Raw genomic sequence first — 22478 nt, forward strand, 5'->3', positions numbered from 1 at the left:
GGGCGACGGTGCGATCCGCCTGCCTCAGTTCTCGGCCGGGATCAGCGGCGGTTGCGGTCCCAGCACGCGCGACAACGCCTCGTGAGCACAGTCGCCGCTGGCCCCGCCGACACCGATTGCGCCAACCAGTTGGCCGTCGATGACGATGGGCAGTCCGGTCGGCGACACGAACTGACCGAGTTGGGCCAGGCGCTGCGCCACAACCGGATCGTGTTGCGCGCGTTGCAGCCAGACCCGGGTGTTGTCGCGAAAATAAAGCGCGGTCTCGGCCTTCAGGCGCGCGACTTCGATGTTGTCCGCGAACTGGCCGTCCATGCGGGCGGCAAGGACGGTCGCTCCCATCGCATCGAGAATGTGCAGCGTGCGGGGCTTGTCGTTGCGGCGGGCGCAGGTGAAAAACGCCCGGGCGATGCGTTCGGCCAGGGCGAGCGGCAGGTCGGCCCGTTGCTCTGGCTGCGCCGCTGAACTGTCTGAAGGGAAGGTGGTGCCCGGAGTACCTGCCGCACCTGCCAACGCGATCAATGCCACCGCGGCCGGCAGCAGCCGGCGGCGGGCCGTGCGTGGCCGCGGAGCGCCCGAAAAACGGGTAGAGCGAAAGCATCCCGCCTTCGAAATTGCAATTTCCGGCCACTGTTTCAGGTGCATTTTCCGTCGCATTCAGCCGAATCCGGCTCGGTTCCGTTCCAGTTGCCCTGATTTTATTGAATATAATTCGTTTTATCCAGTTGGCTGCCAGCCGTCGCCGCCGTCCATCCGCCAACCGCGCGATGGTGTATCGATGACCTTCGCCATTCAGGCGGTCCGGCGGTGGTTCGCCCAGGCGCGGCGTTTCGCGTTCCAGCGCGGCTGGGCTCTCCGCACCTCGAGGCTTGAAAGTTGACAACCGAATTGGGTTCGCTTTAGTCTGCATTGAGTGAATGGTGTTCGTTTTTTGGAGCGGAACCATGGCCGGGAAATGCGAATGGTGCGCATTCCAGGTTCAGAACGAGCCCGACCGGGGCAATACCCGGTCGACGAGCGAGGGAGGTCCGGCAGGCCTCCAGCCGCTCGCGCGTCTGCGTTCCCGGAGGGGACGGCGGACGCCTGAGGAGCAAGCGGTACCTACATACCATTTCGGAGGGAAATGAACCATGCACACCAACACCAACCGCATTCTGATATCTCTTGTGATGGCATTGGCGTGGTGCGGCCTGACGCCTGCCTTGCAGGCACAGGTCACAAGCACCGACGACGAAGCCGCCACGGATGACCCGGGCGGCGCGTTGGAGGAAGTCATCGTGACCGGTAGCCGCGTGGGCCGCTACAGCGCTTTCGAGACGCCCACTCCGGTAACCGCCGTCACTGACGAACAGCTTTCGCGGGCCGCGCCGGCGGGCATTGCCGATGGCCTCAATCAACTGCCGCAGTTCAGCGGCTCGATCAGCAGCAGGAAGGGGGATCAGCTCGGCACCGATGAACCGCAGATCGGCAATTACCTGAACCTGCGCAACGTCGGCCCGATTCGCACCCTGATCCTGCTCGACGGCCGGCGGGTGCCGCCGACGAGCTTCAATGGCGCGGTCGATGTCAATACGCTCCCGCAACTGCTCGTGGAACGCGTCGAAGTCGTCACCGCGGGCGCGTCCGCCGTGTACGGCGCGGATGCTGTCGCAGGCGTGGTCAACTATGTGCTGGACGACGATTTCACCGGCGTCAAGGGTGTCGCTCAAATGGGTACGTCCGGAGAATCGGATGGCGATACCTGGCGTATCGGTCTGGCCGGCGGTGCGGAACTGATGGACGGCCGCATGCACGTCCTGTTCAGCGTGGAAGCCAGCGACGATGACGGCATTATGAGCAAGAACGACCGGCCGGAATGGGGTCCGCAACCTTTGATCGTCGGCGCCGGAACGCCTGACAACCCCTTCGTTCAGATCACAGACGCGCGGATGAACTACTGGACCCGCGGGGGCATCATCGCCTCGGGACCGCTGGCCGGGAACATCTTCGCTCCGGGCGGCCAGGCGGTGGCGATGGATCGTGGCATCATTTCGCCGACGCCTTCCTTCTCGATTGGGGGCGACGGGGTTCACTGGCGGCCGACGTCACTGCACGGCTCGGTGGAAACCCAGTCGGCCTTCGGGCGGGTCAGCTTCGACTTCACGGACGACATCACCGGCTTTGTGCAGGTCAACCTGGGTAAATCCGAAACCTACTATCAGGCGCACGAACTGTTCGTGCCCGGTCCGCAGATGACGATTTTCAGCGGGAATCCTTTCCTGGCGCCGGAAGTGCAGAGCGTGCTCGACGATACCGGCACCGAAAGCTTCCGGATGGCCCGTTTGCTCGGTGACATTGGCTATACCGCGGTGAATTCCGAGAACGAAGCATGGAACATCACCGCCGGCCTGTCCGGATCCTTCGGCGGAAACTGGGAGTGGAATGCCTACTACACCCACGGTGAGGCGGACTTCGACGTCGGCACCGATGAGTATTCACCGGTACGTCTGGCGGCCGCGCTCGACGCGGTGCGCGATCCGGCCACCGGCGACATCGTCTGCCGGGTGACCCTGACCAATCCGGGGCAGCATCCCGGCTGTGCGCCGATCAACCTGTTCGGCGAGGGCTCGGCTTCCCAGCAGGCCAAGGACTACATTCTCTGGACCGTGATGTACGGCTCGACCAACGAGCTCGATGAAGTCGGCTTCGACGTGGGTGGCGAACTGTTCGAAGGCTGGGCCGGCCCCATCGCCGGTGTGTTCGGCGCGAGCTACCGGGATCAGAGCATTTCTCAGTATTCCACCGCGGATCCCACGCAGCCGCCGAACTCGACGGGCATCAGGGGCGTCTGGACCACCCTGCCTTCCAGCGTGACCAACGTGGGTGTCGCCGGCGGCGGCTACGACGTGACCGAGGCCTTCGTCGAAACCGTCGTTCCGCTGTGGAGCGATGATGGCGGCAACAGCCTGGAATTCAACGGCGCGTTCCGCTACGCGGATTACAGCACTTCGGGCGGTGAAGAGACCTGGAAGGCCGGACTCGTTTACCAGCCGGTGGAAGATTTGCGCTTCCGCATCACGCGTTCGCGCGATATCCGGGCAGCGACGCACAGCGAACTGTTCTCCGGCGAAGCCTTCGGCGTGGCCGGCGTGGCGGATCCGCTGACCGGAGTGGTGGACGTGACCCTGGAACGGCGCGGCGGAAATTCCGAGCTGAGCCCCGAGATTGGTGACACCCTGACGTACGGGGTGATTCTGCAACCGCGCTGGGCGCCGGGCTTCACGCTTTCGGTCGACTACTACGATCTGGAAATCACCGACGCCATCACCTCGGTCGAACCGCAGACCGCGCTGAACGTGTGTCACGATTCCGGAGGTACGGATCCGCTGTGCGCGCTCATCGATCGTCCCATTTCGCACACCGACACTTCTCCGGCAAACTTCCCGATTTCGGTCTCGTTGCAGCCGATCAATATCGGCAAGCTGCGCACCAAGGGTATCGACCTGGACGCGCTGTACACGCGCGAGCTCGGTTCCGGAGTACTCAGCCTGCGCCTGGTCGCGAACTACCTGAAATCCTTCGAGCGCAACAACGGCGCCGGGGCGCCCACGGTGGAGTACGCCGGCGTGGTCGGCCTGGGTTCGGTCGGCGGCCGGGGCTTCGGTCTGCCAAGGTGGCGCGGCAACCTGCAGGCGACGTGGGCCGGTGAGAAATGGACCTTGTTCGCCCAGCACCGCTACATCCACAGCATGACCCGGTCGGGTGGTGACCTGCCCGCGGTGTTCCTGGACGGGCTCGCCGAGGTGGGTGCCGAGAGTTACACCGACTTTACGTTCGAGTACGCGGTGCCTCAGTGGGGCGCCAACCTGTTCCTGTCGATCAACAATGCTTTCGACAACCGCCCGCCGGTGATCGCCCCGGAAAATTACAATCCGGGCGTGAGCTACCCGACGGCGCGCAAGGTGTACGACATCATGGGCCGTTACTACGTGGCCGGAGTGCGCATGAACTTCTGATGCGAAGCATGGCCTTCGGGGGCGCAATGCCCCCGGAGGCCAGTTCGTTGCGGCTCGAGCCGGCAGGTGGCGATTCTTGAGCGATGAATCCGTGCGCTCTATGTATGACAACCGCCCTCCTGCATGGGCGGACACTCCACTGAACCGTAAGAGCAGAAAACACAGCAATCGCCAGGCAGGGGTTTCAGCAGCACCTGGCAACTCCGGCACTCGTGGAAGTACTGGCACGAGTCGGTGGGCATGGTTTCCTGCTGCCGATGTCCGCAGCGTGGACAGGTAATTTCCGATTCGAGAATTACTGCGGGCATGTCGGTGGCCTCGGCGGTTTGATGACATCCAGGATCGAAACAGAGAGCATGAGTGCGAGTGCCGCGTAAAACAGATACGTGCTCCACCCATACCGCCAGAGCGGGTAAAGGGTGAGCAGAACGGCAGACGGACCGAGCAGCGCAAGCAGGCCGCGCCAGTGAACCCGATGCCGCCACCAGTACAAAAGATTGAAGCCGAGAGCGAGCGCGGCGAATACAGGCAGCAGTTTGTTGATCAACAGCCCTTCATGAGTCGCCAGGAAGCCCAGCCCAAGCGAGGCGCCCAGTGCGCCCAGGGCGGGGAAACAGGCGGCGCAACCCAGAGCCGCGACGACGGTTCCCAGCGCGGCGAATTTCTCGGCGAATTTTGGAGCGTGCATCCCGGCCTCCGGAAAGGGATTACTGAGCGTTCAACACAGTAGAGACCTTCCTGGACGCCTGTTTCTTGCACTTCCGGCACGGCGAGCCGTTGCTCCGAAAATTACGGGATTACCGGGCCACAGCCGGCTGAACAGTGCGGCAGGTTTTCAACACGACCTGCTAGCCAACGGGTCCGTTCGTGATGGATGACAGCGGTTCATTGACATCGAAGACCCTGGCGCGCACTTCCGCGATTCCAAGGCCCTTCAGTCTGGCGGTGTGTTTTTCAAGATAGGCTTCGGCGGTTGCTGCATCCTCGAACAGGTAAATGCCGCCGGCTTCCTGCGTGCCTTCATTCTCGGTCCATAATTTCCACCCGAACCCGGGCTCGTCGGCGATTGAAATGGCCAGGTCTTTCAATGCCTCCGCCAATTCATCGCCAAACGGTCCGCTGAACGCGAAATCAATCTGTAATAACGTCGGCATGACTGTTTCCTCACATGCTTTGACCTCCTTTGATGGATGTAAATCACTGTCCATCAAAGTGGTGCAAGATCAGCGCCGTTCACGGCGTCCGCCTTTAATGATTTGTTAGGCATCACGGTTTCGTCGTGAAATACCAAACTAACCAACTCGAAATTCCTCCAGTGAGGAGACCTATCACGATTCCTTCAAGAAGTCCTCGCCCGCGCCCCTTAGCAGCTGCCCTCGCAAGCAATCGGGAAAAAGCATCTTCCGGAGATTTAAGAATTTTTTCCGCTACTTCCTTGTCTTCTCGAAGCCGATTTACTTCCTCTTCAAGTTGGTTCGCTTCACGTTTTGCTACGAGCGCACTTTGCTCTAATTCATCAACTGCTCTCGTAGCTTCTCCCAGATCTTCTTTAATTTTGGAAAGTTTCGCTAACCGCTCGTCAATCGTGGGCTCAGCCTTGAAAGCCTTTGCAAATCCTTCAAAACCATACATTCGCAACAACGCATCAACCAAAGTGCTGACGGTTGTTTCTAGAGATCGCGTCATACTTCCCCCAATTGCCTAACGCTCAAGCTGTGGGGCCGGAGCGAAGCGGAGGTCCCACACGAGCGCCTTGTTGGGTGCATTAATCATTCGGATTTCTCTCTACGTTTGTTACGCCGCTCAGCAGCAAGCTCAAGTCGCTTTGGTTCCGTATACAAACGCTGCAACAAAATAAAGGTGAAATCCAATATATCAGCAGCATCTTCTTCACCTAGGATTCCTTCATGTGCACCATCGTTTCCGTCATCCTTAATACATGAAGAAAGCTCTCTTAGAGCCTCAGGAAGGATTTTGTTATCTATAAGCCAGGGTAAACGCAGACCTAGATTTCTTCTTACTTTACTGTTTAATCCCTCGCCTTCTTCGGGAAGCAAAGATTGGGTAGCTAGGTCTAGGCAAAGTCTAAACATGGTTGCGGCAGCGTTATTACAACCAATTGCCATACAGGCCGCACCTTCACGGAAAATGTTTTCGATATTCTCAGGTAGATATTCTGGTGGCTCCTGAGCGGAAGTGTCCTGAATACCAATATGCCGTTTTACTTCTACTACCTGATTTGCCGAAATTGTAAGCTTAGACAAACCTTCTTTTATGTATTTGGAATCGTTGTATTTTTTTTGTGCAACAAGAAATATCGTTGGTTTATTGCAGTTTCGGCAAACACAAAACACCTCAATCCAATATTGCCAGTCGTAACGAATTGAAACAGGAACCTGATTCAATAAATCAAAAGTCATATGACTAGCGCCACACCTTGGACAATTAGCAACAAGTTCAGACAATTGTAATTTCCTCGAAGTGTAAGCACCTAACGTTTGAGTTAAGCGGCGCGGCGGAGCCGCGTCCGGTGAGCGAAGCGAACGTACTTTAACGTTTTGTTATGCGTTTCCTGGCTCATGACTTCAACTTGAGTTCCTTTGCCCCAATTTGAACAAAAGCGGAACGCAGCTGTTCGAATTCTATGTTTGGAATATTCTTGATAGAAATATGAGCATGAAGAACCTCCTTGTATTTATTTGCAACCGTTTCTGAAAACAGCGCCTCAATCAGTCCTTTATGATGCTCTAACGCTTCACTGGTGGAGGGGTTTAGATTTGTTATCGGTCTTGACCCGTCAAAATCTTTATTCTGCGCCTGAAGTTCTGGATTCATAGCATCAGCTTCCCATTTAGCAAGAGCATTCAAGGCCCCTTCAAACGCATTAAATTTCAAATCAAGGCTCTTCTCTTTCTTCCAACGATTGAGAGAAAGCACGTGAGAAACTATTGGTGCTAATACACCACCAAAAACGCCTGCAACAATTGCGATCAATATGGATACCCAGAGTGAAATTGTCATCGACTGTTCTAACAATTTCGCATAACGTTTGAGTTAAGCGGTGCAGCGTAGCTGCGTCCGGCGAAGCCCGAAGGGCGGAGCACACTTGAACGATTTGTTATTTGGCGCGGAAAAACACCTGGAACTGGGTTTCATCTGGGCTCCTGGATTAAAGCTGGCTCCGTTCTGGCCATGGCGCCTCGACCGCCACCGTAGAAATTTGGCTCTGATACCCCTTAGTGATCGAATCTCGCACATTCTCTCAGCGAAAATTCCCGCGGGAACGCTTGGGCCACGTTTCCGCGGAAACTTCTGCGCCTGTCTCCGGGCCAAACAACACGCTGGCATTGCCCATTTTCATTCTGGTTGGCGCAGTACAAATAACGTTTGAGTTAAGCGGCGCAGCGTAGCTGCGTCCGGCGGAGCCCGAAGGGCGGAGCGCACTTGAACGATTTGTTATTTGGCGCGGAAAAACACCTGGAACTGGGTTTCATCTGGGCTCCTGGATTAAAGCTGGCTCCGTCCTGGCCATGGCGCCTCGACCGCCACCGTAGAAATTTGGCTCTGATACCCCTTAGTGATCGAATCTCGCACATTCTCTCAGCGAAAATTCCCGCGGGAACGCTTGGGCCACTTTTCCGCGGAAACTTCTGCGCCTGTCTCCGGGCCAAACAACACGCTGGCATTGCCCATTTTCATTCTGGTTGGCGCAGTACAAATAACGTTTGAGTTAAGCGGCGCAGCGTAGCTGCGTCCGGCGGAGCCCGAAGGGCGGAGCGCACTTGAACGATTTGTTATTTGGCGCGGAAGAATACCTGGCTCTGGCGCTCATTCTGGCTCCTGCATTGAAGCCGGTTCGGGCCCCGAAAGGGCACACCGGCCGACACCGCAAAACCGTACCCCTGATACTTCTTAGTGATCGATTGCGGCAATTCCTCTCAGCGGACGTTTCAGCGGTAACGAGCTGACGACGTTTCCGCGGAAACTTCATCGTTTGTTATCTGCTCCCCGCTGAGTTGGCATTGCCCACTCTGATTCTGTTTGGCGCCGCCCAAATAACGTTTGAATTAAGCGGCGCCGTTTACGGCGTCCGCCTTTAATGATTTGTTAGGTTTCAAACGCGTCATAGCAGGCACCAAACTCCCACAACGAGCTCAACAATGGCAACTCCGATGAGCGCTATGGATGCGTTGAGGCAAAAACGCTCCTTCTTTTTATAACTGTGCGCTTTGCCTGTGCGAAATTGATCATGCTCGGAAGTTTCATAGCGATATTTCATGAACAGAAGTGCTGCAACCATGCTTGCAGCGAGCAACAAAATACCGACCAAGACAACTTTGACGAGACTCGGCTTGGAGGAAACAGCCTGCAAAAACGCGAACAATGCGACGATGCCACCACCTCCGACAATGAGCAGCCCACGAAAAAGCTGATTGAAGATTTCGAGGCGGTGTCGCGTGCGCTCCGGCTCTGGAAGGCTTGATTTATTTTCGGCGGTACCAGTCACGACTGTAAACCTAACTACATTTATGGAGAATAATTCTCGATATTACCGGGAATCAGAGTTTATGCGGAACAAGCTGCTGAGGTGAATCCTGCTGGTCCATGTACTTATTCTCATCGCCATTTGATATCGCATGTCGAGCTCGCCGCCAATCACTGTCACATCATGAGTGTCGGATGTTCCGGAATTCTCCCAGCAAAACCAACGAAAGTGGGTGATGGGCTGAAATAATACGCGCTAGTACGCATTCTTCCACTGCTCGGTATCCATATGCCAGTTTTCTTCGTTATCGCCTTCGATATGGCGCGGGCCAGTGGGCTCGAAGCCCGGCGGGAGCATTGCGCGGACAGGCTCGAGGAAACCGATGCCTGGCTGCGCGATGCAAAGTGCTCATAAGTGGGCCACGCCGGACGAGATGGGTGATTTGTCCGATCGGTTTTGCGAGGGGGCAGTGCTTCATTCGCGCAGTCGATCCAACCGGCACGTGGTGAGTACATTTAGGTGTCGAACTGCCCGCCCGATCCGGTAGAATGCGCCTTTACATTCCTCGATACGGGCCCTTAGCTCAGTTGGTTAGAGCAGGCGACTCATAATCGCTTGGTCGCAGGTTCGAGTCCTGCAGGGCCCACCATTCTATCGGACGAGGCTTCATACACTTCGCCTGTCAGGCGAAGTGTAAACCGCCTCGTCCTTACCGTCGTTCCAAGACCCGATCAGAGTGCATTCTGGCGGGTTTGTTGTCGTGGTCCCGTGGGTGATCGTGGGCAGGGTGTAACCGTTTTTGGCTCGTTGGGGTCGAGGGCGGGTTATTGCGCAGCGCTTTTGGCGCAGCGTAAACCGCTTCGTCCTTACCGTCGTTTCAAGACCCGATCTGAGTGCATTCTGGCCGTATTGTCGCCGTGGTGCCGTGGGTGGGCGAGGGTGAGGGGCGCGAATTTGGGACGATTCCCGTGGGTTGAAGAAGCAGAGGGCGCTGGATGCGCCCCCTGCCGGGGTGTTCGCCGTTCAAGTTGGCGAACGAGGGTAAAACTCATGTGTGGCCGATTTTTCCGGTCCGTCGAATTCGTTACGGTGCTGGTGCGACCGGGTAACCAATCCTTTTGACACGATTAACTCTAATACTGCCCTGCCCGCAGGGGAACTGTCTGTTTTGACAGGTTTTGTGACAGGCCCGGAGTTCCCGGTTGCCGGTCCTGCTTGGATGTCGCACCGGGGGGTAAGCGGTATCGGGGGGCAGTTTCGAGCGCCCTTCCTTCGGGTAGTGCGCCGTAAGCCTGCTTCGCGGGCGGAGATCAAACGTGCTGGTCGACCAGGATGGGGTTGCCGTCCGGGTCTTCGAGGACGAAGCTGGCCGGGCCGGTTGAGTTCTCGTCGGCCTCCTGGGCGAAGGCGATGCCGTCAGCCCGGAGTTGCTTTTGCAGTTCGCGCACGTCGGTGAATTCCTCCAGGGTCTGGCATTCGCTGTTCCAGCCCGGGTTGAAGGTCAGGATGTTCTTTTCGAACAGGCCTTCGAACAGTCCGATGATGCAGTCGCCGTTGCGCAGGATGAGCCAGTTCTGTGATTCGTCACCGCCGATTGGCGCGAAGCCCAGTTTGACGTAGAAAGCCCTGGAAGCCTCGAGGCTCTTGACGCTGAGGCTGATTGAGAAATTTCCAAGTTGCATGGGGTGTCCTCCGGTTCAGTGGTCGTCGGTGACCCGGGGTGATGCCTGGCGCAGGCGTTCGGTCACGCGCAGAGCGAATGCCTGGAGTTTTTCCACCGGGAACTGGGGTGAGGAGAAGAGCAGGAAAACGCCTTCGTCCTCGACCAGCAGGGCGGTTTCTCCGGAACGTCCGGTAAAGCCGTAGGTGCGCCGCCAGGGTCCTTCCACTTCGATGGGTGTCCAGTCGCTGGCGCGCATTTCAGCGACGAAGGTATTCATGAACTGGCCCAGTGAATTGCCGACGTCGCGGTAGCGGACGTCTGCTTCGGTGGTGAGCATGACCCGGGCGAGCGGGGGGGGATTGCCGGATATCGCCGAGGAGCGCTCCTGCGAGAGTTCGCAAATCGAACGCCCATCGCCCAGGGTGCGGACCACGACGGCATTGCCCTGATCGGTGAGCGCCGTCCAGGTGTCCGCGCCCAGCAATTCGCACAGCGGCACATCGCGGGCCAGCGCCAGGGGATGATCCTCGGGGCGCAGAATCCAGAACAGTGCGCCCAGAATGAGTACGGTGAATACCAGCAGGCCGATCCCCGCGGGACGTACTGCGCCGTGGCTATCTGTCTTCGGCATGGTCGACTCCCTTCGCCGGAATGGTCCGTGGCGGCGTTTTGCCGCTGCACGGACATCCATTCTAAGCCGAATGGCGGAGCGGTGGCGTCCGGCCTTCGTACTACAAGGATCAGTCCCGATCGGCTGGGGGGGCGCTGATGGCTTTTTTGCCGGTGAACATCGCGCTCACCAAACCGCCATCTTCGCGCACCTCGGTCACGACCACGGCCAGGATGTGCAGGGTGATGAGAACCAGCAGCGTGTAGAAACCGTAGTAGTGTGCGGTGATGAACGGTTTGCGAAATGCGCGCATGGCCTGGTAGGCGGTCTCTTCATACATTTCCGGCGCATAGGGAACAAGCGTCGCCGGGTCCACGCCCGCAGCCGCGATCCAGCCGGCGATCCACGAGCCCAGTGGCGGATAGAACAGGTCCGTGCCGGCCAGCACCAGCCCGGTAACGGCCTGATTGAGCAGTAACAGCAGCAACAAGAAGATCGCGATCCGTCCCAGTGGATTGTGGCCGAGATACTGCCCCTGCCGCCCGGAGCCGAGCCTGGAGAGATAGCCACGCAGCTCGCCGACGTAACCGCGGCCGCCCGGCAGAATGGCTCGCCACCGTGCATGGCGGCCGCCCACGAAGGCCCAGACGAGGCGCCACAGCAGGTTGAGGGCAAAGACATAGCCGATCAGAACGTGCACGGATTTCAGCAGAATCTTGCCGTCGTTGGGAATACCCAGCGTTCCGGCGTTGAGAATGACCGTTCCAACCACGATCAGCCCGAGTACGCAAAGAAAGTTCACCCAGTGGAACACGCGGACCGTCCGGTCCCAAACGGTCACCAATTTCACTTCAGTCATGGACACATCTCTTCTGACTCCGGGAAGAAACGCTCCCCGGTTTTTCGCAACTTATCAAAGCCGGGAATCCACGGCATTGTCCTGAATCAAGGCGCGGAGGGTACATGAGTCTGGCGCTCGCCGGGGCTGGCCATGGGGCCAGATTCAATCAATCCCCAAAGCCACCGAAGGAGTCATGACCCCCCCGCATACAGTTTCAGTTGAGCCGGCCCAGCATGCTGTGGCGGCCCGGCTTTGGACTCGTCTTCATGATCCCTGGCTCTGAACCGGCGGCCTGCCGGGTCGAATGCATCGGGTTCACGCGGTGGCCAGAAGCGCCGCCTTGATCGCATCGGGCCGGATCGGCAGGTCACGCATGCGCACCCCCACCGCGGCGAAAATGGCGTTGGCGACGGCGGGGCCGACCACCGAGACCGCGGGCTCGCCCAGGCCCACCGGGAATTCCGTGCTGTCCACGAAATCGATATGCAGACGCGGCACGTCGGCCAGTCGCAGGGGCGAGTAGCGGTCCAGGTTGCGTGCCGCGACCTGGCCTTTCTCAATGGCGGTGCCCTCGTGCAGGGCCATGCTCAGACCCCACAGTGCCGAGCCTTCGGCCTGCGCCAACGCGCCGTCGGGATGAACCACGGTGCCGCAGTCGAAGTCGAGGTAAATGTCGCTGACCTTCACCACACCGCTCTCGCGGTCGACCCGGACCCGTGCCACACAGCCGATCCAGGTGGGCATGTTGCGTTCCTGGCCGTAACCGGTGGCGACCCCCAGGCCTTCGTCGGCTGCGAGTTCACCGCCCCAGCCGGATTTCTCGCGCACCCGCCGAAGCACGTTGGCCAGGCGGCTGGCGCCGCCCACGCTGTTGGGCGCGCTGCCGGCATTCCGGCCGGTTGCGTCCAGCAGATCCAGGCGGAAGTCGATGGGATCGCGGCCGGTGGCGTGCGCCACTTCGTCCATGAAACTCTCAACGCCGAAATTGATCCAGCCGGGTCCCACCGACCGCAGCCAGCCGGGCAGGAAGGTGCGTTGCGCCAGGTCGTTGTTGATGGCGCGAACGCGGTGATTGGGCACGGTGTACCAGTGGTCTGCACCATTGGCCGAGAACGGGTCGAACTGGCCCTTGCCGTCGACACCCTCGCCCATGAAGCCGGGCGCCATGCTCAGGGTCGGCCAGCCCGCCGCGATGGCGTGTTCAATCCCGGTCAGGCGGTTGTCGCTGTCCAGCGAGGCGCTCAGCCGGCACACCGATGGCGAGCGGATGCAGTCGAAACGGGCATCGTCTTCGCGGGTGAACACGGCCTTGACCGGCCGGCCCAGCGCTTTGGCCGTCAACGCGGCCGGTAAAGCGTAGTCGCCGAAGAGCCGCCGGCCGAACCCGCCGCCGAGGTAGTACTGGTGCATGACGACCTGGCTGTCTTCGACTTCCAGCGCCTGCGCGAGCAGCGGAATGATCAGCGATTGCCACTGGTTGCCGGTGTGTACGTGCCAGACGCCGTCGCGTTCCTCCACGGTGGCGTTCACGGGTTCGAGATGGAAGTGCAGCACCGAACTGGTGCGGTAGGTGGCCTCCACGGTGTGGGCCGCCCCGGACCGGGCGGAGTCTACGTCACCCTCGTTGACGAACAGGGTGCCCGAACCGGACTGGCTGGCCAGGCGTTCGCCCTCGGCCAACAGGTCCTGTTCACTGACGCCGGCCGTGGGACCGGCATTCCATTCGACGTTCAAGGCATCGGCGGCCTTGATTGCGCCCCACTGGCTGTCGGCCAGCGCCATGACCCAGCCCTGCAGCGTACTGCTGGGATCGGTGATGACGTGGTGGCCCTGGTAGCCGCGGACGTCTTTGGCGGCGCTCTCGTCCACGGCCACCACGCTGCTGCCGTAGCGGGTCGGAGGCAGGACCGGGCGGGCGTAGACCATGCCGTCCAGTTCCACATCGATGCCGTAACGGGCGCTGCCGTCGGTCTTGGCCGGAATGTCCAGGGCCATGGCCCGGGTGCCGATCAAACGTCGTTCGCTGGCCGGTTTGATGGGCAAAGCCTCGAGTTCCTCGGCCGTGAACACGCGGTCCGTATCGCCGCGGGCGATGATGTCGCTGTAGGAGATGGACTGATCGCCGCAGCGCACCTCGCTGTCGGCCACGGTGCAGTTGCCGGGCGCGGCGCCGAGCAGCTTCGCGCCCTGTTCCAGCAACACCGTGCGTCCGGCCGCTCCGGCCCGCGACAGCATGGCGAAGGAGGTGAACACCGACCACGAGCCGCCGGTCACCATGTAGCCCCACTTCGGGTCGGAATCGACATGGCGGATGCGCACGTGCTTCCAGGCCACGCCCAGTTCGTCGGCGACGATGCGCGCCAGTGCGGTGCCCACGTGCTGTCCCATTTCCGCCTTGGCGATGTTGACCCACGTGGTGCCATCCGGTTCCATCTCGAACCACACCACCGGCGAGAAGTTGTGCGCGGCCAGTTCGGCGCGGGCCGAGCGGGCGGCGGTCAGGCCGCCAAAGCCCATGACCAGGCCGCCGGCCAGGCTGCCCACCATGAAGGAACGCCGGGTCAGCGCCCATCCGTCGGCTTCGGCGCGGGATTCTTTCGCGGGGAGTGTCTGTGATTTTTTCGGGTTCATGCCGCACCTCCGGCGCCGTTGTTGAGGTGGTCTGCGGCAAGCCGCACCGCTTTCATGATCCGCGTGTACGACATGCAACGGCACAGATTGCCGGTCATGTGCTGCACGATCTCGTCGTCGCTGGCATCGGGTTTGCGCCGCAGCAGGTCGGCGGCCTGCATGATCTGCCCGGACTGGCAATAACCGCATTGTGGCACCTGCGCTTCGACCCAGGCGATCTGCAACGGATGGCGGCCTTCCGGGTCCAGGCCCTCGATGGTGGTGATGGATTGTCCGGCGACACTGCTGACCGGTGCCGAACAGGAGCGCAGCGGCGCGCCGTCCACGTGCACGGTGCACGCGCCGCACTGCGCGATACCGCAGCCGAACTTGGTGCCCTTGAGTTTGAATTCGTCGCGGATGACCCACAGCAGCGGAGTGTCGGCCTCCGCCTGCGAGGTCACCGGTTTGCCGTTTAGCGTGAATGAAGTCATCGTTTCGGCCCTGTCTCCTGTTTATTGGTCGAGCCGAACGGGGAATCGGCTCGATAAGCGCATGGTGTTAACAGTATAGTGCCTCTTTTTCGCAGATAACTTGCAGTTGAGTCAGTAGCCGCGCCCGCAGGAGGTATTCGTGTCGTATGTTGAAGGATGGGCCGTATCGGGGGGCCGCACAATTCGGAACCGTGCGGAATCCGTGCCCGCGCGTGCGATGTCGATTCGCGCGCTGCTCATGGCTGTGCTGCTGGCCGCATCCGCAGGCGCGTCGGGGGATGTCACGCTGGAGGAAATCACCGTCACCGCCACGCGCATCCCGGTGTCGTGGTCAAGGGCGCCGCTGGCCTTGAGCCGGGTTGACGGGGCAGCGGTACAGGCCGCCCGTCAGCAGCTTGGTCTGGATGAAGCCCTGACCCGCGTGCCGGGGCTGTTCTTCCAGAATCGCTACAACTTCGCCCAGGACCTGCGCATTTCCATTCGTGGCTTCGGCGCGCGAGCCAATTTCGGCATCCGCGGGCTGCGACTGTTCGCCGACGGTATTCCGCTGACCATGCCCGACGGGCAGGGCAACGTGGATTCCATCGATCTCGGTTCGGTCGAACGCATCGAGGTCATCCGCGGTCCCGTGTCGGCCATGTACGGTGCAGCCGGCGGTGGCGCCATTCTGCTGTACAGCGAGCCGGGGCCGGAAGAAGCCTTTGCATCCGCGCGTCTGAATGCTGGCGCCTATGGCTTTCGCGAGGCGCGTGCCGAGGCTGGCGGCCAGGCGGGGGCGTTCAACGGCATCGCCAGCCTGGTGCGCACCGAACTGGACGGTTATCGTGATTTCTCGGAATACGAGCGCACGCTGTTCAACAGCCGCCTGCGCTACGCGGTATCCGAGCGGTCGGCTCTGACGGTTGTGTTCAACGCCGTTGATTCGCCGCAGGCGCAGGACCCGGGCGCACTCAACAGCGGTGAGGTGGGCGCCGATCGCCGCCAGGCAGCACCGCGAAACGTGCTGTTCGACGCCGGCGAGGCGTTGGAGCAGCAGAAACTGGGCGTGACCTGGGAATCGGACCTCGGCGCCAACCAGGGGCTGGTGCTGCGGGCCTACGTCATCCGGCGTGATTTCAGCAACAAGCTGCCGTTCGACATCAACAGCAACGGCCAGGGCGGCAGCGTGGATCTCGATCGCGACGTGCGCGGCGTCGGCGGTCACTGGTCGCTGGAAAGTGACCTCGGCGGCGGCCGCGCCAATCGCCTGGTCATCGGCTTCGAGTACGACGAGCAATTGGACCTGCGGCGGCGATTCGCCAACAACGAAGGCGTGATCGGGGCGCTGACCACGAAGCAGGACGAGGACGTGATCGCGCGCGGCGTGTTCATCGAGAATGCCTACGATGTCACACCGGCCTGGACCCTCTCGCTGGGTGCGCGCTTCGATGATCTCGAGTACCGGGTGCGTGATCGCACCGGGCAGGGGGGGTCCGGCACTACGTCGTATGGTGAATTCAGCCCGATGGCCGGACTGGTCTGGTCGCCCGGACCGGCAGTGAGTGTATACGCCAACGTTTCGACCGGATTCGATGCACCCGCCATTACCGAGCTGGCCAATCCGGAGGGCGCGACCGGCTTCAATCGCGACCTGGGGCCGCAGCAGGCCACCAGCCATGAACTCGGCCTGCGCGGCGTGCTGGCCGACCGGGTGCGGTACGAACTGGCGGCGTTCCGCATCGACGTCGAGGACGAACTGGTGCCATTCGAACTGGCCGGCTCCGGGCAGTCATTTTTCCGCAATGCCGGGTCGTCGTCGCACGATGGCGTGGAAGCCTCGTTGCAGGCCGAACTGCTGCCGGGTTTGACGGCCAGTGCCACCTACACATGGTCGGATTTCACCTTCGACGAATTCAGCGCCGCCGACGGCACGGTATACGACGGCAACCGGATCCCCGGCGTACCCGAACACCTGTTTCACGCCGAACTGGACTGGCGCCACGCCAGCGGATTTTTCGCCGGCGCCGACGTGTTGCTGGCCGGGCGATTCTTCGCCGACAACGCCAACACGGTCGAAAACGACCGTTATACGGTGGCCAATGTCCGGGCCGGCTGGCGCTGGTCGGGCGAGCGCTGGCAGCTCGAGCCCTTCGTCGGCATCAGCAACGTGGGTGACGAGAAGTACAACGGCAATGTCCGGCTGAATGCGTCGTTCGGGCGCTACTGGGAGCCGGCGCCGGAGCGCAACGTGTACGGCGGGCTGGAGATCCGGACCGCCTTCTGAGCCTGAACGGCAGTCCCGCCGCCGTTCACGGGCAGTCGATGCCGTCCAGGCTGGACAAGCGTTTCAGATCGAAGGTGCCGGGTCCGAAGCCGGCTTCGGTGCTTTGCCAGTTGGCGCTGCCGCCATCGCAGTCCAGTGTGAGCTGCAGCGAGCCCCAGGGCGGAGCCTCGACGTCATCGGGGTTGAAAGCTTCCCCGAACCTGGCGCCGCGGGTGGTCAGCAGCTCTTCGAACACCAGGCTGCCGTTTTCGACCCCTCCGACCCCGAAAAACCAGCGTCGCGCACCCTGCGGGTCAAAGCTGAACCAGTAGACCAGCGTGCGGCCGTCGGCCAGCACCTCGAGTACGTAGCCTTCGCCGGTGTGAGCGGGGTCGTACCAGGACCCACTCAGACCGGCGGCCGCCGATACCGGATCGGTGCCGGGCGAGCCGCAGTTCGCGCCCATCACCCGCGACAGGCGCTGTAGCCGCATGCGGCCCTGGTCGTCGCCGATGAACCAGTCCATCGCGCCCTCGTCGCAGCCGGTCCAGGTGAAGGCGGCCGACCCGACGACCGTCGTATCGATCCGGTCCGGGTCGAAGCCCGGGCCGAACTCGCCGCCGGATACCCGCAGCAATTCGGGAAACAGGATGCGGCGGCCGGTGACGGAGCCGATCGCGATGTACCAGTCCTGTTCGCCCGCATCGTCGTAGGTGAACCAGTACACGACGGCGCGGCCGCCGGCCAGCAGTTCCAGCATGAAGCCTTCGCCGCTGCGCGACGGGTCGTACCAGGCCGCCGACATTCCCGGCTGCAGTGCGAACGGCGGCGGCTGTGCGCTGGCGGCGTCCACGGTCAGACGCTGGTTGGCGGTGATACCTGTCAGTACCGTTTCGCCGCCGTGTGGCCACGTCACCCGCACCTCGTCGACGCTGGCGGCGCCCCCGAGGCCGAAATGCTGGGTCAGTGGATTCTGCGATTCGTAATTGCTGCCCACGGTGACTTCGCGCATCTGGGTCAAATCGCCGGTGGTGACCCGGATGACCGCCCCGATCGCGTCCGGGTTGTCTGCCTCGCCGGTCAGATTCACCTGCAGCCAGCCGGGGTTGTCGTCCAGATCATTGCGGTACAGCCGGGCCGGGCCTTCCCAGTTGGCCGTGAAGATGTCGACGTCGCCGTCGGCGTCGTAATCGAAACACACCACGCCGCGGCCCTGGCCGGTGTCGGTGAAACCCAGTTCTTCAGCGCGGTCGATGAACGTGCCATCGCCCTGGTTCATGTAAAGCAGTGAAGGGTCGTCACGAAAATCGGTCTGGTGATCGCCGTAGGAAGGAAAACCGTTGACGTGGACGATGTCCAGCCAGCCGTCGTTGTCGAAGTCCGCCGCGCAGGCGCCCCAGCCCCAGTGCCCGATTTCGACGCCGGCTTCGGTGGTCACGTTTTCGAACGTGCCGCTGCCGTCGTTGAGATACAGCCGGTTGCCCGTGCTGCCCCAGGTATGCGGTTCGGCCGGATCCCACACGCTGGTCACAAACCAGTCGATGTCGCCGTCGTTGTCGAAGTCCGCGGCGGCCGAGCCCATGCCGTTCTCGTCGTCGATGACTTCGGTCGTGGTGTTTTCGAAGCGGCCGCCGCCGGCGCACATGAACACCTGGCTCGTGCCATAGTCGGCGGTCACCAGCAGGTCCTGAACGCCGTCGCCGTCAATGTCGGTGAACACCGGCGCGAAACTCCAGTCGGCTTCCCCGAAGGCATCGATGCCGGCCCAGTCGTCTCCCGCCGCGAAGCGGCCGTCCCCGCGATTGAACCACAAGTGATTGGTGGGCACGTTGGCGCCCCAGTGGGTGACGAACAGGTCGAGGTCGCCGTCGCCGTCCGGGTCGCCGAACGCGCTGGAATAATCGTTCTGAACGGAGTCGTCCCCGGTGATGCCTGCACTCCCGGTCACATCCTCGAAGCCGCCGTCGCCGCGGTTGCGGAACACGCGATAACCGGAGCCCGCCACGCCGCCCACCACCAGGTCGGGCCAGCCGTCGGCGTCGAGGTCGGCGAAAGCGGGGCCACTGCTGACGTGCCCGGGCAGGGTGACACCGGCTGCCGCGGCGATGTCGGAGAAACTGCCGTCGCCGTTGTTGCGCAGCAGGGCATTGGGGTGGGCATCGCCGGTGACGACATACAGATCGGTGTCGCCGTCGCGGTCAAAATCGCCCGCCGCGACGCCGCCGGCCATCATTTTCACGCCGGGGTCTTCGGTGTTGGAAAGCGTGTGCTGAACCGCGGCACCCGCGGGCCCGCTGATTTCGGTGAAAGCCCATTCGCCCGCCCGCAGGGAGTCCGGAACGGTGGCATGCAGGCAGAGGACAAGAGCCGCCGCATGGCCGCGGGCGGGGAGTAATCTGATTTTCGGGGCACGGAACCCGATTCCTGTCGCCATCGCAGTCAACGCCACTGACCGGAATGAAACCGTAGTATTACCGTCTTTTGCTCCGCGGGCAAAGACGGGCGGTCTTTCCAGGCGCATTGAGGTCCCGGTCAGGGTCGTTCGGTTTCCAGGCTGCGGATGATCAGCGGCCGCTCGATGGAATGAATATCGCAATTCTCCCCGGGGCCCGCCCGGTCGATCACCAGGTAGTCGGCCGCTTCCTCCAGGCTCACCTGGGGGTGGTGCCACACCCCCCGGGCCAGGTTGACGCCTTGCAGGCCGTGAGCCAGGAAGGCGCATATGGCGCCGCGGTCGGGGATGTCCGTCGGGGGTGCGACGATGACGATCCAGGGCCGGTCCTGCAGCGGCATGAAGGCCTGGCTGCCCAGCGGGTGGCGTTCCAGCATCGTCACGGTGAGCGGCAGGGCAGTCGGCGCGCTGCGGTAGATGTGGACCGCCGGACGTCCGCCTTCGCATTCCACGTCGATGCGGGCCTGGTCGGCGAATTTCCGGGTCATGCCCGAATTAATGATTTCGGCCTGTCCGGCCGCGGCGATAACGTCGCCGAACGGGGCGAATGCCTCGGGTGTCAGTGGGCGTAGCCGCAGTGCGTCCGGCATGGAGTTCAGAGTTCCCGCCAGTCGCCAAACAGGCGAAGCCGGCCGACTCCGCCGTCCGGAAAAATGTCCAGGCGTACATGGCTGACCCGGCCGGCGTCCAAGACTTCGTCTTCAAACTCGTGCATATGGTCCGGTCCCAGCGGAACTTCGGGAAGAATGGGCTGCCAGTAATCGCCTTCGGCCGTCACGTCGGCGTCCGCCCGGTCCGGCAACAGGGCGCCGTGCAGCGCGCACCGCGCCGGATAATTGCCCTTGAAGTAGGCAGTATCGACCTGCACCCGGCGGATGGTGCCCGGCCTGGCGAGCCTGAGGATGACCCAGTCGTTGCCGGGTGTGCGCCGGCGCCGGGTTTCCCAGCCGTCGCCCATATTGACCGGATGGCCGGGCGCAATCAGGTTCGACATGTGGCCGAAGTGCATGTCGTTGCAGGCCAGTGCCCGTCCGCCGTTGCGCATGGCGGCGAGGTCGACGGTTTCGCCCTCGGGGATTTCGCCCCAGTCGCGGTGCGCGGTGCCGTACACCCGCAGGCGTGCGACGCCCCCGTCGGGATAGATGTTCAGGCGCAGATGGGTCCAGATACGCTCGTCGTCGATGGCGATGAAGTGGTGCGAATCGCCGGCCAGGTGGGTACGCGGCAGCAGTTCCTGCCACTCGGTCCCGTCATCCGGATCCCCGATGACGCGGCAGGCGTCGAGGGATGCCTCGGGCGGATAGTTGCCGGTGAAGTGGGATGTATCGATATCCACGCCCCGAATCGTGCCCGGGCAGATACGCAACACGCAATGATCGTGTCCCGGCGTGCGTTTCCGGCGACTTTCCCAGCCGTCCATCCATTTGCCGTGGTCGTCGTATTTGCCGGGAACGAAAATCGGTGGTTCGGGGTTGATCAGGCGCTCGGCCGCCGCGAAGAAATCATCCGTGACGGCGATGACGGCCGCGCCGAGGCGCGGCTGGGCGAGATCGACGTAGCGGTCGGCGAACTCCGGCCGGGCGCTGGCGCCGGCACCCGAAGGCAGGCTGTTCATTCGAAAATCTCCTGCAGCCGGAACAGGCCGATGCGCATCACCTGGTGCAGCGCGGCCTGGAATTCCTCTTCCTCTACATGCGCCAGGCGGGTGCGGAACACTTCCAGAATCTGGCCCCGCTGATAGCCCTTGACCGCGACAATGAACGGAAAGCCGAACTTCTCGCGGTAGGCCTGGTTCAGCCGTTGGAATTCCGCGTACTCGGACTCGGTGCAGCGGTCGAGACCGGCGCCTCGCTGCTCGCGCCGGGAGTGGCCGGTCAGTTCCCCGGCGCCAACCTGCACGGCGAGTTCCGGGTGCGCACGCAACAACTCGAGTTGCTCGTCCCGCCCGGCACGGCGGATCTCGTTGCACAGGGCCTGGTGCATGCCCGCAATCGTATCGTGGCGAAATTCCACGCCGTGCTCCCAGACCCGCTCGGCGATCCAGGGCGAGTGTTCGAACACCGGCCCGAACATTTCCAGAAATTCCTCGTGCGTCATTTCGCTGGGCTGCAAGTTCATGGGGCGTTTGCCTCCGGCGGATGGTGCTCGTGCCAGTGCCGCGCGATGTCGATGCGCCGGCACCACCAGACATCGTCATAGGATCGGACATAACGGATAAAACGTTCGAGTGCGGCGAAGCGGCCGGGCCGCCCGGCCAGCCGGCAGTGCAATCCCACCGACATCATCCGCGGCGTCCGCTGGCCTTCGGCGTACAGCACGTCGAACGTATCTTTCAAATACGAATAGAACTGATCACCACAATTGAACCCCTGGGCGCTGGCGAAGCGCATGTCATTGGCATCCAGAGTGTAGGGAATGACCAGGTGCGGCCGGCCGTAACGGGTATCCCACCAGGGCAGGTCGTCGTTGTAATCGTCGGCGTCGTAAAGGAAACCGCCTTCTTCGACCACCAGTCGCCGGGTGTTGGGCCCGGTGCGGCCGGTGTACCAGCCCAGCGGTCGTTCGCCGGTAATGGCTTCGATCGCGGTGATGGCCCGCCGCAGGTGGTCGCGTTCGACATCGGGGTCAACGTGCTGGTAGTCGATCCAGCGGTATCCGTGGCTGCAGATTTCGTGTCCCGCGCCGTGCAGGGCCCGGATCGGCTCGGGATTGCGCTCAGCGGCCATGCCCACCGCGAATACGGTAACCGGCACCTGGTGCGTGTCGAACAGACGCATCAGGCGCCACACACCCACCCGGCTGCCGTATTCATAGATCGACTCCATGCTCATGTGACGCACGCCGTCGCGCGCGTCCGCGCCGATAATTTCCGACAGGAACGATTCCGACGCGGCATCACCGTGCAGCACGCAGTTCTCGCCGCCCTCCTCGTAGTTCAGCACCAGTTGCACGGCGATGCGGGCGCCACCGGGCCAGTCGGCCTGTGGTGGGTTGGGGCCGTAGCCGGCGAGGTCCCTGGGATATGCCTGGTTCATGGAGTTGTATAATTCCGGAATGACGATCAAACATACTTTAGGTATGCCGC

21 protein-coding genes and 1 tRNA gene are annotated in these 22478 nt (G+C 61.8%); 4 read left to right on the forward strand and 18 right to left on the reverse strand.

Features of this window, described 5'->3' with window-relative positions:
- Window positions 1–24: 24 nt before the first annotated feature.
- Window positions 25–657, reverse strand: a complete 633-nt coding sequence (locus V3330_RS18870) for a GlcG/HbpS family heme-binding protein (protein ID WP_354697017.1) — start codon at window positions 655–657, stop codon at window positions 25–27.
- A gap of 473 nt (window positions 658–1130) precedes the next feature.
- On the opposite strand from V3330_RS18870, the gene V3330_RS18875 reads away from it, so the two are divergent.
- Window positions 1131–3995, forward strand: a complete 2865-nt coding sequence (locus V3330_RS18875; protein WP_354697018.1) for a TonB-dependent receptor plug domain-containing protein — start codon at window positions 1131–1133, stop codon at window positions 3993–3995.
- Window positions 3996–4093: 98 nt separating this feature from the next.
- Here the strand turns inward: V3330_RS18875 and V3330_RS18880 are convergent, their stop codons facing one another.
- The 7 genes from V3330_RS18880 to V3330_RS18910 form a co-directional block, all read right to left on the reverse strand.
- A complete protein-coding gene (locus V3330_RS18880) occupies window positions 4094–4303 on the reverse strand; it encodes a GDCCVxC domain-containing (seleno)protein (RefSeq protein ID WP_354697019.1) in 210 nt (69 codons plus the stop codon).
- Complete coding sequence (gene merC / locus V3330_RS18885; protein ID WP_354697020.1) at window positions 4291–4683, reverse strand: organomercurial transporter MerC; 393 nt, start codon at window positions 4681–4683, stop codon at window positions 4291–4293. Before merC ends, V3330_RS18880 begins: the two co-directional genes overlap by 13 nt.
- Before the next feature lie 160 nt (window positions 4684–4843).
- On the reverse strand, window positions 4844–5149 hold the full coding sequence (locus V3330_RS18890) for a monooxygenase (protein ID WP_354697021.1): 306 nt from the start codon (window positions 5147–5149) through the stop codon (window positions 4844–4846).
- Window positions 5150–5261: 112 nt separating this feature from the next.
- Window positions 5262–5681 (reverse strand): hypothetical protein, encoded by a 420-nt coding sequence (locus V3330_RS18895; RefSeq protein ID WP_354697022.1) that lies wholly within the window; start codon window positions 5679–5681, stop codon window positions 5262–5264.
- 83 nt (window positions 5682–5764) lie between these two features.
- Window positions 5765–6460, reverse strand: a complete 696-nt coding sequence (locus V3330_RS18900; RefSeq protein ID WP_354697023.1) for a DUF4145 domain-containing protein — start codon at window positions 6458–6460, stop codon at window positions 5765–5767.
- 112 nt (window positions 6461–6572) lie between these two features.
- Complete coding sequence (locus V3330_RS18905) at window positions 6573–7016, reverse strand: hypothetical protein (protein ID WP_354697024.1); 444 nt, start codon at window positions 7014–7016, stop codon at window positions 6573–6575.
- A 1102-nt stretch (window positions 7017–8118) separates the two neighbouring features.
- Complete coding sequence (locus tag V3330_RS18910; protein ID WP_354697025.1) at window positions 8119–8502, reverse strand: hypothetical protein; 384 nt, start codon at window positions 8500–8502, stop codon at window positions 8119–8121.
- Between the two features lie 267 nt (window positions 8503–8769).
- Here V3330_RS18910 and V3330_RS18915 point away from each other — a divergent pair, with 267 nt between their 5' ends.
- Both V3330_RS18915 and V3330_RS18920 read left to right on the forward strand, forming a co-directional pair.
- Window positions 8770–8895, forward strand: coding sequence for a hypothetical protein (locus V3330_RS18915; protein WP_354697026.1), 126 nt, complete (start codon window positions 8770–8772; stop codon window positions 8893–8895).
- A 158-nt stretch (window positions 8896–9053) separates the two neighbouring features.
- Window positions 9054–9130, forward strand: a tRNA-Ile gene (locus V3330_RS18920).
- Between the two features lie 661 nt (window positions 9131–9791).
- Here the strand turns inward: V3330_RS18920 and V3330_RS18925 are convergent.
- The 5 genes from V3330_RS18925 to V3330_RS18945 all read right to left on the reverse strand — a co-directional run bounded on the left by V3330_RS18925 (window position 9792) and on the right by V3330_RS18945 (window position 14699).
- Window positions 9792–10163 carry a VOC family protein gene (locus V3330_RS18925; protein WP_354697027.1) on the reverse strand — a complete coding sequence of 124 codons (372 nt, stop codon included), beginning with the start codon at window positions 10161–10163 and terminating at the stop codon, window positions 9792–9794.
- Window positions 10164–10178: 15 nt separating this feature from the next.
- Window positions 10179–10775 (reverse strand): hypothetical protein, encoded by a 597-nt coding sequence (locus V3330_RS18930; protein ID WP_354697028.1) that lies wholly within the window; start codon window positions 10773–10775, stop codon window positions 10179–10181.
- Window positions 10776–10884: 109 nt separating this feature from the next.
- Window positions 10885–11613 carry a cytochrome b/b6 domain-containing protein gene (locus tag V3330_RS18935; protein WP_354697029.1) on the reverse strand — a complete coding sequence of 243 codons (729 nt, stop codon included), beginning with the start codon at window positions 11611–11613 and terminating at the stop codon, window positions 10885–10887.
- Between the two features lie 297 nt (window positions 11614–11910).
- Entirely contained in the window at window positions 11911–14226 is a 2316-nt protein-coding gene (locus tag V3330_RS18940; RefSeq protein WP_354697030.1) for a xanthine dehydrogenase family protein molybdopterin-binding subunit, read from the reverse strand.
- Window positions 14223–14699 (reverse strand): (2Fe-2S)-binding protein, encoded by a 477-nt coding sequence (locus tag V3330_RS18945; RefSeq protein WP_354697031.1) that lies wholly within the window; start codon window positions 14697–14699, stop codon window positions 14223–14225. The genes V3330_RS18940 and V3330_RS18945 overlap by 4 nt, the downstream gene beginning before the upstream one ends.
- A gap of 202 nt (window positions 14700–14901) precedes the next feature.
- Here V3330_RS18945 and V3330_RS18950 point away from each other — a divergent pair, with 202 nt between their 5' ends.
- A complete protein-coding gene (locus tag V3330_RS18950) occupies window positions 14902–16962 on the forward strand; it encodes a TonB-dependent receptor family protein (RefSeq protein WP_354697032.1) in 2061 nt (686 codons plus the stop codon).
- A 25-nt stretch (window positions 16963–16987) separates the two neighbouring features.
- Here the strand turns inward: V3330_RS18950 and V3330_RS18955 are convergent, their stop codons facing one another.
- From V3330_RS18955 to puuE, 5 genes are all read right to left on the reverse strand, one after another.
- Entirely contained in the window at window positions 16988–19375 is a 2388-nt protein-coding gene (locus tag V3330_RS18955) for a CRTAC1 family protein (protein ID WP_354697033.1), read from the reverse strand.
- A 98-nt stretch (window positions 19376–19473) separates the two neighbouring features.
- A complete protein-coding gene (locus V3330_RS18960; RefSeq protein ID WP_354697034.1) occupies window positions 19474–19983 on the reverse strand; it encodes an ureidoglycolate lyase in 510 nt (169 codons plus the stop codon).
- A gap of 5 nt (window positions 19984–19988) precedes the next feature.
- Entirely contained in the window at window positions 19989–21008 is a 1020-nt protein-coding gene (gene alc, locus V3330_RS18965; RefSeq protein WP_354697035.1) for an allantoicase, read from the reverse strand.
- Window positions 21005–21511: a 2-oxo-4-hydroxy-4-carboxy-5-ureidoimidazoline decarboxylase gene (gene uraD / locus V3330_RS18970; protein WP_354697036.1), complete on the reverse strand. Its 507-nt coding sequence runs from the start codon at window positions 21509–21511 to the stop codon at window positions 21005–21007. The genes alc and uraD overlap by 4 nt, the downstream gene beginning before the upstream one ends.
- Window positions 21508–22428: an allantoinase PuuE gene (gene puuE, locus V3330_RS18975; RefSeq protein WP_354697037.1), complete on the reverse strand. Its 921-nt coding sequence runs from the start codon at window positions 22426–22428 to the stop codon at window positions 21508–21510. Before puuE ends, uraD begins: the two co-directional genes overlap by 4 nt.
- Between the last annotated feature and the right edge of the window lie 50 nt (window positions 22429–22478).

The organism is Elongatibacter sediminis (genome assembly GCF_037892215.1).
GTDB classification, from domain to species: domain Bacteria; phylum Pseudomonadota; class Gammaproteobacteria; order Xanthomonadales; family SZUA-36; genus Elongatibacter; species Elongatibacter sediminis.